16 protein-coding genes are annotated in these 16,840 nt (G+C 67.3%); 8 read left to right on the top strand and 8 right to left on the bottom strand.

What is annotated here, in order from left to right; translation table 11 throughout:
• Positions 1–57: 57 nt before the first annotated feature.
• Both AC1DZQ_RS21225 and AC1DZQ_RS21230 read right to left on the bottom strand, forming a co-directional pair.
• On the bottom strand, positions 58–996 hold the full coding sequence (locus AC1DZQ_RS21225) for an AfsR/SARP family transcriptional regulator (RefSeq protein ID WP_476965363.1): 939 nt from the start codon (positions 994–996) through the stop codon (positions 58–60).
• Positions 997–1,352: 356 nt separating this feature from the next.
• Positions 1,353–2,336: a S1C family serine protease gene (locus AC1DZQ_RS21230; RefSeq protein WP_476965364.1), complete on the bottom strand. Its 984-nt coding sequence runs from the start codon at positions 2,334–2,336 to the stop codon at positions 1,353–1,355.
• A gap of 184 nt (positions 2,337–2,520) precedes the next feature.
• Here AC1DZQ_RS21230 and AC1DZQ_RS21235 point away from each other — a divergent pair, with 184 nt between their 5' ends.
• Positions 2,521–3,027: an HtaA domain-containing protein gene (locus AC1DZQ_RS21235; protein WP_476965365.1), complete on the top strand. Its 507-nt coding sequence runs from the start codon at positions 2,521–2,523 to the stop codon at positions 3,025–3,027.
• Positions 3,028–3,049: 22 nt separating this feature from the next.
• Here the strand turns inward: AC1DZQ_RS21235 and AC1DZQ_RS21240 are convergent, their stop codons facing one another.
• Complete coding sequence (locus tag AC1DZQ_RS21240) at positions 3,050–3,799, bottom strand: ABC transporter permease (protein ID WP_476965366.1); 750 nt, start codon at positions 3,797–3,799, stop codon at positions 3,050–3,052.
• Between the two features lie 159 nt (positions 3,800–3,958).
• Between AC1DZQ_RS21240 and AC1DZQ_RS21245 the strand changes: the two genes are divergently transcribed.
• Together AC1DZQ_RS21245 and AC1DZQ_RS21250 are read left to right on the top strand one after the other, a co-directional pair.
• Positions 3,959–5,890 carry an alpha-amylase family protein gene (locus tag AC1DZQ_RS21245; protein ID WP_476965367.1) on the top strand — a complete coding sequence of 644 codons (1,932 nt, stop codon included), beginning with the start codon at positions 3,959–3,961 and terminating at the stop codon, positions 5,888–5,890.
• Between the two features lie 312 nt (positions 5,891–6,202).
• Positions 6,203–7,675: a sensor histidine kinase gene (locus tag AC1DZQ_RS21250; protein ID WP_476965368.1), complete on the top strand. Its 1,473-nt coding sequence runs from the start codon at positions 6,203–6,205 to the stop codon at positions 7,673–7,675.
• Here AC1DZQ_RS21250 and AC1DZQ_RS21255 read toward each other — a convergent pair.
• Positions 7,623–8,333: a response regulator transcription factor gene (locus tag AC1DZQ_RS21255; protein WP_476965369.1), complete on the bottom strand. Its 711-nt coding sequence runs from the start codon at positions 8,331–8,333 to the stop codon at positions 7,623–7,625. The two genes, AC1DZQ_RS21250 and AC1DZQ_RS21255, sit on opposite strands and share 53 nt — an antisense overlap.
• A gap of 97 nt (positions 8,334–8,430) precedes the next feature.
• Entirely contained in the window at positions 8,431–8,676 is a 246-nt protein-coding gene (locus AC1DZQ_RS21260; protein WP_476965370.1) for a hypothetical protein, read from the bottom strand.
• 283 nt (positions 8,677–8,959) lie between these two features.
• On the opposite strand from AC1DZQ_RS21260, the gene AC1DZQ_RS21265 reads away from it, so the two are divergent.
• Complete coding sequence (locus AC1DZQ_RS21265; RefSeq protein WP_028276793.1) at positions 8,960–9,262, top strand: DUF4193 domain-containing protein; 303 nt, start codon at positions 8,960–8,962, stop codon at positions 9,260–9,262.
• A gap of 215 nt (positions 9,263–9,477) precedes the next feature.
• Positions 9,478–11,778, top strand: coding sequence for a putative bifunctional diguanylate cyclase/phosphodiesterase (locus AC1DZQ_RS21270; protein WP_476965371.1), 2,301 nt, complete (start codon positions 9,478–9,480; stop codon positions 11,776–11,778).
• A gap of 38 nt (positions 11,779–11,816) precedes the next feature.
• Here the strand turns inward: AC1DZQ_RS21270 and AC1DZQ_RS21275 are convergent, their stop codons facing one another.
• Positions 11,817–12,770, bottom strand: coding sequence for a cation diffusion facilitator family transporter (locus AC1DZQ_RS21275; protein WP_476965372.1), 954 nt, complete (start codon positions 12,768–12,770; stop codon positions 11,817–11,819).
• A 160-nt stretch (positions 12,771–12,930) separates the two neighbouring features.
• On the opposite strand from AC1DZQ_RS21275, the gene AC1DZQ_RS21280 reads away from it, so the two are divergent.
• The 3 genes from AC1DZQ_RS21280 (at position 12,931) to AC1DZQ_RS21290 (ending at position 14,811) form a co-directional block, all read left to right on the top strand.
• Complete coding sequence (locus AC1DZQ_RS21280) at positions 12,931–13,326, top strand: cupredoxin domain-containing protein (protein WP_476965373.1); 396 nt, start codon at positions 12,931–12,933, stop codon at positions 13,324–13,326.
• A gap of 44 nt (positions 13,327–13,370) precedes the next feature.
• On the top strand, positions 13,371–13,781 hold the full coding sequence (locus AC1DZQ_RS21285) for a hypothetical protein (RefSeq protein ID WP_476965374.1): 411 nt from the start codon (positions 13,371–13,373) through the stop codon (positions 13,779–13,781).
• A gap of 238 nt (positions 13,782–14,019) precedes the next feature.
• Positions 14,020–14,811 carry a CDP-alcohol phosphatidyltransferase family protein gene (locus tag AC1DZQ_RS21290; protein WP_476965375.1) on the top strand — a complete coding sequence of 264 codons (792 nt, stop codon included), beginning with the start codon at positions 14,020–14,022 and terminating at the stop codon, positions 14,809–14,811.
• On the opposite strand, the gene AC1DZQ_RS21295 is transcribed toward AC1DZQ_RS21290, so the two are convergent.
• Positions 14,702–16,282 (bottom strand): FAD-dependent oxidoreductase, encoded by a 1,581-nt coding sequence (locus AC1DZQ_RS21295; protein ID WP_476965376.1) that lies wholly within the window; start codon positions 16,280–16,282, stop codon positions 14,702–14,704. The genes AC1DZQ_RS21290 and AC1DZQ_RS21295 overlap by 110 nt on opposite strands.
• Before the next feature lie 28 nt (positions 16,283–16,310).
• On the bottom strand, positions 16,311–16,840 hold a 530-nt coding region (locus AC1DZQ_RS21300), incomplete at its 5' end, for a DUF2252 family protein (RefSeq protein WP_476965377.1).

Genomic DNA, 16,840 nt, shown 5'->3' on the forward strand with positions numbered 1-16,840 from the left:
GCCATGCGTGTCTGCAAATTGGCGCGGCCGGCCCGCCGGGGACAGCGCTGCAGGGCGTCAGACCGCTGCCCGGACGCGCTGGAGGAAGGAATCAAGCACCCGCCCGGCGTTCTCATGCATGCGCCGCGACTCCGCTGCCGGCAACTGCCGGCTCTTGGGTCCGTTCAACAGCTCGCCCAGATAGAGCAGCGCCGCCAATACCTCGGAGAGTTCGGAGTTGCTTTCCGCGCGCTGCCGCAGGAGCCTCAGATGGGCCTCCTGCAGGGCCGGTCCAGGGGTGCAGCCAAGGTCGCGGTCAAAGAGCCGGCGGCAGCGGTCATACGCCGCGAGGCCCTCCGCCGGAAGGCCTGCCTGTTCGTAGGCAGTCACCAGTACCGTCCAGGCCCGCTCGTTCAGGGGCTCCGCCCGGATGGCAGCCTGGACCAGATTGACGGCGTCGTCAGGATTGCCCAGCAGGGCCGCCGTTTCTGCCGCAAGGATCTGCAGCGCCACCTTCTCGGCTGCATGGCGTGCGCGCGCCTCTTCGGCCCAGTCGGAAGCAAGTTCGAACCCGAGCAGCGGCTCGGCGGAAATCTCCAGGGCCTCGAGCATCAAGGGGTACGCCTCATCCGGAGGCAGGTCACCGGCGTCGCGGACCAGGCCACGGAACCGGAACAAATCGAGATCTACGAGCGTGGGGTCCAGGACGTACCCACTGTTGGCCGTGCGGAGCGGACCGGTCTTGGTCTGCCCAGGCTGGATGGCGCGCCGGATACCGCTGATATAGCTCTCGAGGGTCGCTATGGAGCCGTCACTGGCTCCTGCGCCCCAGAGAAGATCGATCAGGCGGGTCTTGGACACGGGCGTGCCAAGGTTCAGGAGAAGAATTTCCAGTATGTGCCGGGGTTTGCATCCCCCCATGTCGGCGGCGGTGAGCGCCACGCCGTCCCGGCGTACTTCGAATGATCCGAACAGGCGGACCGAAATGGAGGGTGTTGTTTCCGTTGGGCTATCCACGATGTTCTCCGATTTCCCCAGGTAAAACGAACTCAATCGTCTGCGGAGAGCCGGATCAGCATCGAAACCAGGCCATACTGAGACGCTGTTCCCTCCGGCTTTCCAATGTCACCGTGACACGCCCGGCGGGGCGCAACAAGGCATGCCGCTACCCGATCTTTCGCCCAAAGAAAGACGCGTACAGGCGTCAGTACCGTTGAGTAAGCACGCGGAGCGGAGCGCAGGTGATTGTGGCGCTAACCAAGTAATTCCGCGGGCGGCCGCCGTTCGGAACCAAGTAGTTCAGCGGCACAGGTATTTAGGCCCCGGCGGTCCAGTTCCAGCGGGCGGAACCGCCTGTCCGCGCCGGGTTTTCCCTACTGGTTGTCGGTCATCTCGGCGGGCACCGCCACCAGCCGCAGGTCCGCGCCGTCCCGGAGGACGGCAAGGTCCAGGGGCTCCCCGATCGCTTCGGCGAACAGCAGTTTCTGCAGGCTCTCGGCGTTGGACACGTACATCTGCCCGACCTTGAGGAGAATGTCGCCGGCCCGGAGCCCCGCCCGCTCGGCGGGCGAACCCGGGAGGACTTCGACCACCAGCAGGCCCTCCCTGCGGCCCGTCCGGACGACGGCGCTCGGCTGCAGCTGGATCGGTGTGTTCACCAGGCCCAGGTAGGCCCGGCGGACGCGGCCGTCCTTGAGCAGCGAAGCGATGATCCGCCGGGATGTCGCGTTGATGGGAACGGCCAGGCCGAGCCCGACGCCGGCCACGGCCGTATTGATGCCGACGATCCGCCCGCGGGCATCCGCCAGCGCCCCGCCGGAACTGCCGGGGTTGAGAGCCGCGTCGGTCTGGATGACGTCCTCAATCACGCGCCGGCTCCGTCCGGACCAGACGGGGATCGAACGGCCCAGTCCGCTGACCACCCCGGCCGTGACGGAGCCAGCGAGCCCGAGCGGATTGCCCACGGCGATGACCAGCTGGCCGACCCGGAGGGATTCGGCGTCGCCCAGTTCCGCCGGCGTCGCAGTGGGTGCCCTGCCGTGGACCACGGCAAGATCGGAGAGCGGGTCGGCGCCCACCACGTCAATGGCCGTGCCGGTGCCGTCGGCGAAGACCGCATGGCCGGACTGGGCGCCGCCCACCACATGGGCGTTCGTCAGCAGATATCCGTCCGTGGTGAACAGGACGGCCGAACCCGCCCCAACCCTCAGCCTGCCGTTGCGGCCGTTGCCGGTCACTTCGAGCGCAGCGACGTGCTGGGTGACAGCCTCGGCCACGCGGATAACAGTTGCGGAATAGGAATCCAGCGGGTCCTCGGACACATCGGATCCGGACACCCTGCTGATGGACGCGGCCACTGTGCACCTCCTGCTAACCGGTACTCATCCAAGTCAACCACCGCCGCCCCGGGAGTAGTCCTGGAGGGCCTACGCCGTCAGAGAAATACGCCGGATGAAGCAGCCATGGTGCAACAGTTCAGCCGGGCGCGGATCCGCGGCTAGGCTCGGACGTAGATCCGCCCGACAGCACAGGAGAACCTACGTGACACCAGCGTCCGCTTCTTCCCCCGCCCCGCTGCCCCTGCCGGGTCTGACCTGGGGCATCAAGCGCAGCTTTATGGATTACATTTCGGGCCTCCCGGACGGTGCCGTTTCCGTGGCCGACGGCGCCACGGTCACCGCGTCCGGCGAGTTCTGTTTCGCCCCCGCCGGCTCCGAGTACGATCCCGCCAGCGGCACCGGCGTGTTGCGGTTCCGCGGCGACGTCCGCGTAGCCGGACACCACGGAATGATGTTCGTCCGGCTGCTGGATCCATGGGTTGAATTCACGGCCGGGCACGGGGTCCTGTCCATCAGCACGGGCGACGGCGGCGGGATGGACCGCTCGGATGTTGGCACGCTGCGCACTGCCGCACCCCGCAACATGGACGGGTTTCTCGTCTGGGAGCACGTCGAGGTGGCCGTATCCCAAGCAGGTTCTGAACTGTTCGACGGCCAGTACGCCGACGGCCAAGCGATGGACCCCCTAATCATCCGGGTGCCGGCGTAGACAGGATGGTCTGGCGCCGACTCTAGCGTGGACGGGCGGGACGCACCCTCACCGGCGCAATGATCCGGATCAGGGCGACGGCGGTCATGGAACCCGCCGCCATGATCGAGGCAAGCACGACGATCTGGAAGCGACCCGCTTCCACGGGTGAAAGTCCGCCGAAGATCGCACCCACGAACGCCCCGGGAAGGGTGACAAGGCCCGTCGTCTTGGTCTGGTCAGTCGACGGGATGAGGGCTCCATAGACGGCGCCCCGGGCCAGCTCCAACGTCGATTGACGCCGCGTCGCACCCAAAGCAAGCCACGCTTCAACTTCATCCCAATGTTGATTCACGGACTCGGCAAAATGCCGGCCGGCCAGCGTGGCGATCGTCATCGCGTTTCCAGTAACGATCCCCCCGATGGCCAGCGCGTAGCGGGGAGTGAAGGCGATCGCACCCGTGCCGAAAACGATCGCCAGGGTCACCAGGATGCCCGCCGCCATGGATCCGGCCACCACCGCCAGGCGGCCCCAAGTCCACCCCAGGCGTCGCGTGGCCGTCACCGCCGCCACTGTGAACATCACGAGAAGTGCGGCACCAACCCAGACCGGACTGGTGATGACACTGCCCAATATCAAGCTGATGACAGCCAGCTGCGCAGCTCCGCGAAGGATGGCCAGCGCCGGCGCTGTTCTATGCGGGATCCGGAAAACCGCAAGCAGGGCCACGGTGACCACCATCAGGAGTCCGACGCACAGCAACGTGGGCAGGAGATCAGTGGGACCGGTCATCACGCCAGCCTATAGACCCTCGCGCTGACCACACCTAGCGCGGAAGGCCTTCCTCGCCGAAACACGGCTCCTGCAGTGGGCACGGGTCCGTACCGTCTGCAAGGATGTGAACTGTCGTGGCGCCGCCGAGGGCCGAAAGTTCGTCGAAGGAGACCCTTGATGGTTGAATCCGCCCTTGTGGATCAGGAGGCCCGCCGACATGTGCTCCGGGCCTTGGCGTCGGGCACGGGAATCGGGTGGGACGGGCCGGACCGGGCCGTCTTCGAAGATCGCTTCGACCGCCATTTCCCGGTCCTCTTCCGGTTGTTCCACGATCTCTACGGCGCACGGCACGATTGGCTGGATCAGCTCACGGACCTCGTGATGCAGTCTGCCCGTTCGTGGGCCGAAAGGCCTGCCGAGCTCAAGAGCCTCGACGCCGACCGGGAGCACAACAGCGGCTGGTTCCAGGCCAACACCATGCTCGGCGGCGTTTGCTATGTCGACAGGTACGCCGAAGACCTGGAAGGTGTCCGCGCCCGGATCCCCTATTTCAAAGAACTGGGCCTGACCTATCTCCACTTGATGCCGCTGTTCCTGGCCCCCGAACCGCACTCCGACGGCGGCTACGCCGTCTCCAGTTACCGGGACGTCAACCCCAGGCTGGGCACCATGCAGCAGCTGCGTGACCTCGCCAACGAGCTGCGGGCGAACGGCATCAGCCTTGTGGTCGACTTCATCTTCAACCACACTTCCGACGAGCACGTTTGGGCCCGGAAGGCGGCCGCGGGCGACCCAGCCTACAGCGACTACTACTGGATCTTCCCGGACCGTTCCATGCCGGACGCGTTCGAGCAGACCGTGCGCGAAATCTTCCCGGACGACCACCCTGGCTCCTTCGTCGAAATGCCGGACGGACGGTGGGTCTGGACCACGTTCCACACGTTCCAATGGGACCTGAACTACTCCAACCCGGACGTCTTCCGGGCCATGGCCGGCGAGATGCTGTTCCTGGCCAACCAGGGCGTGGACATTCTCCGGATGGACGCCGTCGCCTTTATTTGGAAGCAGCTCGGCACGCCCTGTGAGAACCTGCCCGAGGCCCACACGCTGCTGCAGGCGTTCAATGCCGTGTGCCGGCTGGCGGCGCCGTCGCTGCTGTTCAAGTCCGAGGCGATCGTCCACCCCGATGAGGTGGCCCGCTACATCGACCCCGCCGAGTGCCAGCTCTCCTACAATCCCCTGCAGATGGCGCTGATCTGGGAGGCGTTGGCCACCCGCGACGTTTCGCTGCTCACCCAGGCCCTGGAGCGGCGCCACAACATCCCGGACGGCACGTCCTGGGTGAACTATGTCCGCAGCCACGACGACATCGGCTGGACGTTTGCGGATGAGGACGCCGCCGAGCTTGGCATTAATGCCTTCGAGCACCGGCGGTTCCTCAATTCCTTCTACGTCAACCGTTTCCCTGGCAGCTTCGCCCGCGGCGTGCCTTTTCAGGACAACCCCCGCACCGGCGACTGCCGCATTTCCGGCACAACGGCATCGCTCTGCGGGCTCGAGGGCGGAACAACTGCGGCGGTGAACCGGATCCTGCTGGCCCATTCGGTGGCCTTCAGTACAGGGGGCATCCCCTTGCTGTATCTCGGTGACGAGGTGGGCCAGTTCAACGACTACGGGTACGCCGCTGAGGAAGGCCACGGAACCGACAGCCGCTGGGTGCACCGGCCGCACTACCCGGCCGCAGGCTACGCACAGCGCGAGGCCCAGGAAACCCCCGCCGGGGCGGTCTTTGCCGGGCTGCGCCGGATGGTGTCTGTACGGTCCGCGACGCCGGAACTGGCAGGGACCCGGCTGGTCGGGTTCGACACGAACAACCCGGGCGTACTGGGGTACCAGCGTCCCGGACCTGGAACACTGATCCTCGCGCTGGCCAACTTCAGCGATAGCCCGCAGGAGGTAGCGGCGGTGACGCTCTCCGGCTTCGCGGCCGGCGCCGTCGACGTCCTGACCGGCGCCCAGATGCGCCTCGATGCGGGACTCGTCCTGGACGCCCAGCAGTTCGTCTGGCTCCGGGTGACGCCCCGGCCGCGTCTCACCGGCACGGCGTAGCGGAAATAGCTGCTGTGGGCGCCAGTTGCGGCGCTGCGAAGGAGCGTCTGTCCGGCCGCACACTGGTTGAGGAGAGCGTGCGGCCGGAATCTGTGGACGAACGGCCCCGTGATGGCCGGCGGCCGACCTTCTGCGGCCTATTTCCACTCTCCCGCATCCCGCTGAGAAGAGACTGAGAGCAGCCTCTCCCGCGAGGACCGTGCTCGCCTCCGGGAAAGCTGCAGCCACTGCCGGGGTGCCGTCCGGGCGCGCGGCGACGGCAATGCGGCCGAGGTGGTTGTCCCGAACCACGCATTGACGCATTCTTGGAGCATGGCACTGGGCAAACGAGCCCCATCCGACCCCGGCAGGGACGAGATTCGTTGGGGCGTGCGGAAGCGCTCGACGGCGGTTGCCGTCGGCGTCGTAGCCGTGGCGCTGCTGCTTGGCGGCGTCGTCCTTCTTGTCCTGCTGCAGGCGTCCCTGGCGCGCTCGAGCGACGCCGCAGCCCAGCAGAAGGCCCTGGACGTGGTCGCCGAGATGGAGGACATGGACATCGAGGATGCGCGCGCCTACATCATTGACACGGCGCATGCGGGCCAGTTCGTCCAGGTGTTAGATGCCGAAGGGTACGTCCTCGCCAGCTCGGACCCCGAGGTCGCCAATGCCCCCTTGTCAGCCCAGCGGCCCAGCCCAGGCCAGACCATGACCCAGGACGTATCGAGCCTTCCGAGCATCGGGGACACCGACGATTACCACATCGTCACCGTGGGAGATCGGACCGGCACGCTCAGCTATACGGTGGTGGTGGCCCAGGCCGCACAGATACAGGCGGACACCATTTCCACCGTCGCGTGGTTCATGCTGGGAGCCACGCCGCTGCTGCTGGGCACCGTCGCAGCGTCGGTGTGGCTCCTGGTGGGGCGTTCCCTCCGCCAGGTTGAGCGGATCCGCGGCCAGGTGGCTCGGATCAACGCCGAGCGGCTGGACGGGCGCGTCGACGTCCCGCCCACCAATGATGAACTTCAGGCCCTGGCGCTGACCATGAACACAATGCTGGACCGGCTGCAGGCCTCGGACACCGAACAGCGCAGATTCGTCTCGGACGCCAGCCACGAACTGCGCAGCCCGCTGGCCACGCTGAGGGCCGGAATCGAGATCGCGGCTGCGGACCCGACCGGCGCGATGTGGCTGCAGATGAAGGATGTCCTCTCCGAGGAGACGGCCCGCATGAGCTTCCTCGTGGAGGACCTGCTGACGCTGGCCAAAGCCAATGACGGCGGCCTGCGCGTGGAGCAGAAGGACGTCGATCTTGACGACGTGCTGGACCAGGAGATCCGCCGGCTGCGGTCCACCAGCCGGAACCAGATCTCGGTGAAGCTCGTTCCGGTACGGATCCGCGGCGACGCCCGCCGGCTGGCGCAGGTCCTGCGAAACGTCCTCGACAACGCCGACCGCCACGCCCTGTCCCGGGTCGCGGTGGACCTGCACACCGCCGGGGACCTGGTCATCCTCACGGTCGACAACGACGGCGACCCCATCCCGGAGGCGGACCGGGAACGGATCTTCGAACGATTTGTCCGGCTCGATGGCAGCCGTTCCCGCGAAGGCGGCGGCAGCGGACTGGGCCTGGCCATCGCGGCGGGAATTGTGACCGCCCATCACGGGAGCATCCGTCCGACGGACGGACCAGCGGGCCACTGCCGGTTTGAGATCGCCCTTCCCCTTCCGGAACCTGTGGAGCCGGCAGACGTCACCCCTCGCGAACCTCGGCGGCACGGGGTTCAGGGATCGGGTCGGCGCTGAGCAGATAGCCCATGCCGCGCACGGTGGTCAGGGTGTGGATCCCGAACGGGGCATCGATCTTGCGGCGAAGGTAGCCGATGTACACCTCCACCACATTGTTCGCGCCATCGAAAGCCGGATCCCAGACGTTTTGCAGGATTTCCGCCTTTGAGACGATCTGGTCATGCCGGCGCATCAGATAGTGCAGAAGCCCGTACTCCCTCGCCGTGAGGCTGATGAGGGCGTCACCGCGGTGCACACTGTGACTGACGGGGTCCAGGGACAAAGTGCCAACCGTCATGATGACAGGCCTGGCGGGCGCCCCGCGCCGGATCAGGGCCCTGATCCGGGCCACCAGCACCAGGAAGCTGAAAGGCTTGGTGAGATAGTCATCAGCCCCCAGGTCGAAGGCGTCGGTCTGGTCGTATTCGCCGTCCTTGGCCGTGAGCATCAGCACCGGAGTCCAGACTTTGCGTTGCCGCAATTCCTTCAAGACGTCGTAGCCGTTCATCCGCGGCAGCATGAGGTCCAGAAGGATGGCATCGTACGCGTTCTCCAGCGCCGCCGAGAGTCCCCGCACGCCGTCGTGGGCGATGTCGACGACGAACCCCTCGTTCTTCAGTCCGCGGCGGACTGTTTCCGCCAGGGCGTGCTCATCCTCCACCATCAGAATCCGCACTCCGACCCCCTCCCTTTGGGCCAGTATGGCCCTTCCGGGGCCGGGCTGGAAGGAACCTGGCGGGTCCAGTAGGAGGGTGGTGCCCGTCGTCGTCCGGTCAGGCCTGCCGCGGAGGGCCGAAGAGCCAGCCTGAAACATCGCTGCGCAGGATCACGTGAGGTCCTCCGGTGGAGCTGACGCTCCCGTTGGAGACGTAGTAGCCGCGTCCGGCTCCGGGGCCGCCGGCCGCGCGGTCGATGGCGTCGGTCAGGCGCCGGGTCAGGTGCCCGCTGGGGCCCAGGGACCGCAGTTCATTGAGTTCGTCCTGCGTGAGCCGTCCCAGCACTGCAGCAATATCGGCCATGGTGAATCCTCCCGACTGATGGTGCGGATGGTGGCCCAGGTGGATGGTGCCTAAACAATCAGGCTAGGACACGCAAATTAACGGCACGTGACGACCCGGTGACCAGTTGCGAACAAAGCGTGAAGGCCGGCGCCGCGGGCGGCCGCCTCCGGGTGTCACGAGTGTCACTGCCGCGACTCCCCCGGTCCCCAGCATTTACACGGCGTCATGCTGTACCGTTCAATCCCGGAGATCTGGAAAGACTCCAAATCACACGCCCAGCAACTGAAATGAGTACCACCAGGTGGCAACCGATTATGACGAAGTACGCTCCGACGTCGCGGAATCCCGCAACGCTTCACTGGAGGCGCTCCGGTCGGCGAATGCGCCTGACGCCCGGAGCGTTGTCCGCGAACTCGACGAGGCCGATACCTCCGAAGGCGTCGAGCTGCCCGGAGCGGACCTGTCCGGCGAGGAACTGACCGTCACGGTCATCCCGCAAAAGGAGGACGAGTTCACCTGCTATTCCTGTTTCCTGGTGCGRCACCGGTCCCAGCTGGCCAAGGAGAAGGCGGGCCACGCGTACTGCGCGGACTGCCTCAGCTAGCCCTTCGGCAGGGCCGGCTCAGCCCGGCAGAGGTTCAGCCCGGCAGGTGCGGTTCCGGCACCGTACGCTACCGCGAGGGCCGTCCGTCGAATACACTCCTGTCACATGCTTCACAATAGGGTCGGGAACCCGCCGGACATGCCCCGCCGGGGCACGTTCGGCTACGCTCCTGATTGACGATGCGGCGAGTGCCGGCACGTGGCCGGAGGCTGATCATGCGTAACTCCAACAGCAGGTTGGCGGACCCTGCTGCTGCTGCGTCGCCGTCGGCCGCCGCCAATGAACCGGAACGATCCGATGGCCGGGCGGCCATGCCGGCTGCCGGACCGACGGGCCCGCCCACCCTGACCGGGAAGTCCGCCCGCACAGTGAGCCTGCAGCGCGAATGGTCCAGGGCATTCATCCTGGTGCTCCTGGCCCTGCTCGCCGGGGCCGCGGTAACTCTCGTCGGCGTCCGCTTTGTCACGGACCAGATGCAGCACGCCGCCGCGCAGCACCGCGTCGAGTCGGAGGCCGTCGCCGAACTGCGGACCGGTCTTGAAGACCACGAACAAGCCGGGCTCCAACTGTTGTCCGCAGGTCCCGTCGATCCGGCCGCTTTTTTACAGCAGCAAAAGGACGTCTCCGCCCAGTTCGATGCCGCCGCCGGGATCCTGCCGGAGGCATACGGCATGCGGGCCACGGTCCGCGAGGCCCGGACCGCGTGGCAGGAGGGACTGTTCGCGCACAATCTCTGGGGAAGCCAGGTGGCCAGTCTCCACGGCAACCGCGTGGCGGAGGCGCCGGCGTTCGCGGCATCCAGCGCGAAGGCCCGTGCGTTGCTGGCCAACGTCCGCCGCGCCTCACTCGACGCGCTGGACGACGGCGTCGCCCATGGGGCCGAGCTTCAGCAGATGGTTTCGACCGTCCGAACAGCCCTCTTTGCGCTGGCAGCGGGCGGAGTGTTCTTTTTCCGCCGGCGGATGACCAAGTACCTGATGCGTCCCGTGGAGGGGCTGCACCGTGGGGTCGTGAAGCTGCAATCCGGTGACTACAGCCACCGGATCAACGTTGTCCGCAACGACGAACTGGGCCAGCTGGCGGAGGCATTCAATTCCATGGCGGCCACCGTGAATGACAACCACCTGGAACTGACCTTCCGTGCCACGCACGACCCCCTCACGGGTCTGGCCAACCGGGTAGTCCTCACCGAACGCCTCACCGCTGTGTTCGGCCCCGAAGCTACGGACCCGGAAGCTACTGGCACGGAAGTTACTGGCACCGACGACTGGGACGGGTGGGAGGGCCTGTTGATCATCGACGTCGACGACTTCAAGGACGTCAACGACTCGCTGGGCCATGAGGGCGGCGACGCGTTGCTCATTCAGCTGGCCCAACGCCTGCGGGGCTGCGTGCGCGGGCATGACCTCGTCGCCAGGCTGGGCGGGGACGAATTCGCGATCGTCGTGATGGATGAAGGTGGCACGRCGACGGGCGAGGTCGCCCGGCGCATCCAGGACGCGCTGCTGGATCCTTTCTGCATCGATGACGTCCGGCTGAAGGTAACCGTCAGCATGGGCGCCGCCCAGCGCAGCGCCGGAACTGCAGATCCGGCCGAGTTGATGCGGCAGGCAGACTTCGCAATGTACATGGCCAAACACGGCGGCAAAGGCCGCTACCAGCTCTTCGATGCCCGGGGCTATGACGAAATGACCTACCGGGCCGCCCTCAGGGCGGATCTCGCCACTGCCGTGCACGCCGGGCAGTTGCGCCTCGACTACCAGCCCGTGGTGAATCTTGCCACCGGTGAGATTGCCGGGGTGGAGGCCCTGGTCCGCTGGGAACACCCCACTCTGGGCCGGCTGGGACCGGCCGAATTCATCCCCCTGGCCGAGGAAACTGGCGAGATTGGCCCCATCGGCTGCTGGGTCCTGGATACCGCCAGCCGTCACGTCGCCGGCTGGCGCCGCTCTCCTGGCACCGCCGGAGACTTCTGGGTCTCGGTCAATCTCTCCACGCTTCAGCTATCCAGCGACCGGAACCTGGCCGCCCTCGAGCGCATCCTGGCCCGCCCCGCCTCGCAGGCCGACAAGGTGATCCTCGAGGTCACCGAGTCTGCCCTGGCGACGAGCGCCGATGGCGGGGTCGCGGCCCTCACCCGGCTCAAGAGCTTCGGCGTCCGAATCGCAATCGACGACTTCGGGACCGGGTTCTCCTCGCTCAGCACGCTCGCGGCGCTGCCCGCGGACATTCTCAAGATCGACCGTGCCTTCCTGACCGGGCTTCCCGGGGACGCCCCGGCCGCAGCGATGCTCGAGGGCATCCTGGAAGTGGCCCGGAAACTGGATCTGGCCGTCATCGCCGAAGGCATCGAGGACACCGGGCAGCTGGATCTCCTGCGCTCCCTCGGCTGCGACATGGGGCAGGGCTTCCTCCTGGCCAGCCCCAGCCCGTCCCCTGTTCTCGAGGCGCTGCTGGCCTCGGGGGCGCGGCTGCAGCCACCGGCCGGCATGGAGGCCCGGGCGTCCGGCGCCTGAAGCCAGACCCGGGGCTCAAGCCGGCGCCAGAGCCGTCCTCAAACGGCGGGAAACTCCAACGAGGGCTCGTCCGCGGTGGCGAGTGTCAGGACGGCCTCCTCGACGGTTTCGTGGTCCTCAAGTTCGCGTTCAACCCGGCGCAAGGCCACGGCGACGTCGTGTTCCCGGAGGTCGCCCAGTATGTCCACGGCTGCCACGACGTAAAGTTTGCGCGGGCCGACGTATTCGAGGTGCAGGTAGGTAATGCGTTCGATCTCCGGGTGCTCGAGGAGGCGGCGGGCCATGGTGCCCTCGACATCGCCGGTCACGGCCTGCCCCACCAGGAAGCGCCGGTTCCGCTCTATCAGCACGACGGCGACCGCGGCCAGCAGGACGCCCACCAGAATAGACCCCACGGCGTCCGGCACCGAGGACCCCGTGACCTGGTGCAGGAAGATCCCGGCGAAGGCGATGAGCAGGCCGATCAGCGCTGCCCCGTCCTCGGCAAAGACCGCGCGCAGCGTGGGGTCGGAGCCCTTGAGGACCTGCTCGAGGGTGTTCCGGTCCAGCTCGCGCGCCGCCTTCCGGGTCTGCCGGAACGCCTGGATGAAGGACACGCCCTCCAGGACGAACGCGACCGCCAGCACTACGTAGGCGATCGCAAAGTCACCTGCAGGCTCCGGAGTGAGCAGCTGCTGGATGCCGTGCATCACCGACACCACCGCCCCGGCAGTAAACAGGCCAAAGGCGGCGATCATGGACCACACGTAAGCCTCGCGTCCGTAGCCCATGGGGTGGGCCTTGTCCCGTTTCTTGGCTGCCTTCCGTTCGGCGATGAGCAGGAAGACCTGGTTGCCGGTGTCGGCCCAGGAGTGGGCAGCCTCTGCAGCCATGGACGCCGAGCCGGTGATGAGCGCGGCCACGGTTTTGGCCACCGCGACCAGAACGTTCGCTGCAAAGGCAATGAGCACTGTCAGCGATGCGGTCCAGGACTTCTTGCTCTCACGTTTCACGCAATGTTCCCTCCCTCGGCTGCGGAATGCATGCCAGTGACTACGCTATCTCCCCGCCCGGCGTTCCACGCGAACTGGTTCCATTCGTGCCGGTCAGGCGCACAATGTAGCTATTACGTTCGTCCGCTCGTTTCCCACAAGCCGCTCGGAGGGGTGCGCTATGAATGCTCGTAGGAAGCTGTCGTCGCTAGGGTTGCTCCTGATCTTGCTGGGTATCGGCGGGTGCGACGGCGGTAGCGGATTGCCGGCGTCGACGTCGGCGCCCCCACCCGGCTCTGCCTACGGGGCAGGCCCGACTGCGGGCACCACCGCCGGCACCATCACCATCAAGGACTTCGCCTACGGCGACCCGCTCACGGTGGCGCCCGGCGCAGCGGTCACCGTAACCAACTTGGATTCCGCGGCGCACACGGTCACGGCCGACGAAGGCTCAGCGTTCGATGCAGAGGTCAAGGGCGCCGGCACCGCCACCTTCACCGCGCCGACGAAGCCCGGATCGTACCCGTATCACTGCACCTTCCATCCGGGCATGCACGGGACGCTGGTCGTCAAATGAGCGCCCAGAGCCCAGGACGGTCGGCGCGAGTCCACGGAACCGGGATGACCTTGCGCATCCTCACGGCCGCTGCCCTATTTATTGACGCCGCCGTCCACATCCATCTGGCCCCCGGCTACCAGGCGGGGAACTCCGCAGGGATCGGCCAAGGCAACTTGTTCCTGCTGGAATCGGCTGCCGCTGTGCTCGCCGGGTTGTACGTGCTGCTGCGCGGCAGCAGGGCGGCCTACGCGGTCGCGTTCGTCGTTGCGCTGAGTGCCTTCGTGGCCGTGGTCGCGTACCGGTACGTGAATATTCCCGCGTTCGGGCCGTTCCCGGCCATGTACGAGCCGATCTGGTTCTTCGAGAAGTCCGTCAGCGCCGTGGCCGAGGGCGCCGGAGCCGTCCTGGCGGCCGTCGGTTTCGTCCGGGCCGGACGGCGGACGGCCCGGCCGGGCACCGGATCCCCACAATGACCAAGCCCGGAGCCGCGGACTTGCTGGCCTGTGGGTGGGGTGGTTCAGGCTGAAGCCGTTTGCAGAGGGCACGAAACAAGAGGGCACAGGGTTTACAGGCACGGCGTCTACAGGCACGGCGTCTACAGGCACGGCGTCAACAAACCGGCCCGGAAACCGGGCAACAGACCCGCCGACAGGCACCGCGTCCCATGCCGCAGCGCAGGCGGGCCTGGGAGCAGCACGCGCCCACCGTGCCGTGGCAGATTCCGGAGCCGCCGTCGGCGCCTATCTTGTGGCCTGGGCATCCCTCGGCACGGCGGTCCTCACGGATCCTGTTCCCTGGTTCCTGGCCCTGGCGGCGGGAGCCGCGGTGATCGTCCGGGCCGCCGGCTCTGTTCTGCGACGGAAACCCCGGTTCTCCACCCCCGCGGACCGCGTCACCCTGGGCAGGGCCGGCCTCGTGGCCTGCTGTGCCGCCGAAACAGTGGTTGGCTTGATCGCCGGCGCCGGGACAAGCCCTCTGGTGGTGTTCCTGGGCACGGCCGCGTTCCTGCTCGATGCCGTGGATGGACGGGTGGCCCGGTTTACGGACTCTGCCACGGCCGAGGGTTCACGGCTGGATTCGGACACGGACGCCGCGCTGGTCCTGGTGCTGTCCTGCGCGGCGGCGGGAAAGTTTGGACTGTGGCCCCTGGGCATCGGACTGATGTACTACGCGTTCCTCGCAGCGGCCTGGTTCCGGTCGTCCCTGAAGAACCCGCTGCCGTCCAGCACGGTCCGCAAGCTCATCGGAGCCACCCAGCCCGCGGCCCTGCTGTTCGCGTTGTTGCCGGGCGTGCCTCCGCCGTTGGGAGCCATGGTGCTCGGCTCTGCGCTTGGGCTGCTGGCCTATTCTTTCGGTCGGGACATCGTGGAGCTGGAACGGCTCCGCCGGGCAGTCAGCCCGGCGGAGAATCCGCGGGACTGCGGGGCGGGCCGGCCGCGGCTCCGGGCGCGCGGGCGGGCACGGGTCTCGGCGCCAGGTTCACCGCCGCCGGGCCTTGGATGACCGTGCCGTCCGCGGCAAACCGCGAGCCATGACAGGGGCAGTCCCACGTCGAGTCGTCCGCGTTGAACCCGACCGTGCAGCCCAAGTGCGTGCAGATGGCCGAGACGGCGAGGAGGTCCCCGGCAGGGTTGGCGTAGACGGCGGTCATTTCGCCGTCGATCTCCACGACGGCGCCCTCGCCGGGCCGCAGCGTGGCGAGGGTCGACTGTTCCGGCTGCTCCGGTTGGTCCGGTTGGTCCGGTTGGTCCGGTTGGTCCGGTTGCTGCCGCGCTCCGCCGGCCTGGCCGGCGGCAGGTGTGCGGTTGGTGTCGAATACCGCCGCCCAAGGGTTGTGCCGCCCCGACAGGGTGTCGGCCAGGATCAGCGCCGCGGCGGTGCCATTGGTCAGGCCCCATTTGCGCAGCCCGGTGATCACATGAAGGTGCGCCGCCGTCGGAGTCAAGGTCCCGGCATACGGCAAGCCGTCGACGGGCATGGTGTCCTGCGTGGACCAGCGGAAGCTGGTCTCCCCCGTGCCGAGGCGCTCGCGGGAGAATGCCGCGAGGCGGCGGTACCGGACTGAAGCGTCGCCGGTCTCGGCGGCCCGGTGGCCCTCGCCTCCGGTGAGAACGAAACGGGAACCGTCGACGTCGATCGCCAGGATTGAGCGCATCGGCTCGTCGACGCTGATGAACGTCCCGTCCAGCGCCGCGGCAGGTGCCAGGCACGCAACGATGTACGAGCGGTGCAGGTAGCAGCGTTCGGCAAACAGGCCGGCGTCGCCAACAGGGACGTTAGTGGCAACGATCACCTCGCGCGCCCGGACCGTACCGTGCCCGGTCTCCACGACGCCGGGCACACCATCGCGGACCGAGGTGACGCGAGAGTCCTCCAGCACGTGGCTTCCGCCCCCGTCCACCGCGCGGGCGAGGCCTTGGAGGTACTTCACGGCGTGAAGCTGCGCCTGGCCGTCGAACCGGACTGCGCCCCGAACAGCGAACGGCAACGGCACGTCGGAGGTAAAGACTGATGGAAGGCCGAGCCGCCCGGCCAGGGCCGCCTCGTCGCGGACCCGGGCGAGGACGTCGTCGGATTCTGCGTAGGTGTAGTTGGACACCCTGCGAAAGTCGCAGTCGATTCCCTCCTCCGCCACGATGCGCGCAATGTGCTCGATGGCGGCCTGGTTGGCCTGCCCATACATCCCGGCGATGTCCGGACCGTGCCGGTCCGCAAGTTCGGTGTAGACGAGCCGGTGCAGGGAGGTGACCTTGCCGGTGGTGTGCCCCGTGACGCCGGTGCCAATCCGCGCGGCTTCGAGGACCGCGACGGTTTGACCGGCACGTTTAAGGGCCAGCGCCGCAGTCAGGCCTGCGATCCCTCCCCCGACCACGGCCACGTCGACCTCAAGATCCGAGTCCAGGGAGGGATACGTGGTTACTCCGGCTGTGGCGACCCAGAGCGAAACCTGTCTCCCTTCGAGCCGCTCACCCACGGCGCCGCCTTCCGATGAGCATCCGGAATCAGAGGCCCTCGACTGCTTCCAGGCGGCCGGCTCGAACCGCGTCGGCGAAGGCCTCGTAGTCCTTTTCGTTCTGGTCCGCGTAGCGCTCGGAAAAATCGGTGATGGAGCGCTCGAACTTGTCGCTCTTGCCGAGATAGGCGGCGATCGCGATGGGGTCGCCCGACCGGGCGTGGGCACGGGCGAGGGTCCAGCCGCAGGCGTTGGCGTAGAAACCCATGCCAAGCGGTTTCATGCCTTCCACAATGGCTGAGCCCTTCATGTCGCGCAGTTGGCGCCAATACAGGTACCGGTTATCCTGCACGCCCTTGGTCCACCCCAAAAAGATGTCGCTCGCGGCCTGCATCATCCGCTGCCCCTGCACCACGCGCTCGCCCGGCTGCTTGAACTTGCTCTTTGGCAGGTGGTCCTCGAGCACCGACCTCGTGGCCTCCTTGACCTGCAAGAATAGCGGATCCTGCTCATCCCGGCCCTGGAGCAAGGCGATGAACGCCCGGGTGCCGACGCTGCCGACGCCCACAACCTTGCGGG

The organism is Arthrobacter sp. P1_C12_2 (genome assembly GCF_056406415.1).

What these genes read in the sequence shown, in the direction of transcription:
- AC1DZQ_RS21240 (WP_476965366.1), bottom strand. Translation starts at nt 3,799, where the DNA reads ATGACCGGTCCCACTGATCTCCTGCCCACGTTGCTGTGCGTCGGACTC.
- AC1DZQ_RS21245 (WP_476965367.1), top strand. Translation starts at nt 3,959, where the DNA reads ATGGTTGAATCCGCCCTTGTGGATCAGGAGGCCCGCCGACATGTGCTC.
- AC1DZQ_RS21250 (WP_476965368.1), top strand. Translation starts at nt 6,203, where the DNA reads ATGGCACTGGGCAAACGAGCCCCATCCGACCCCGGCAGGGACGAGATT.
- AC1DZQ_RS21260 (WP_476965370.1), bottom strand. Translation starts at nt 8,676, where the DNA reads ATGGCCGATATTGCTGCAGTGCTGGGACGGCTCACGCAGGACGAACTC.
- AC1DZQ_RS21280 (WP_476965373.1), top strand. Translation starts at nt 12,931, where the DNA reads ATGAATGCTCGTAGGAAGCTGTCGTCGCTAGGGTTGCTCCTGATCTTG.
- AC1DZQ_RS21285 (WP_476965374.1), top strand. Translation starts at nt 13,371, where the DNA reads ATGACCTTGCGCATCCTCACGGCCGCTGCCCTATTTATTGACGCCGCC.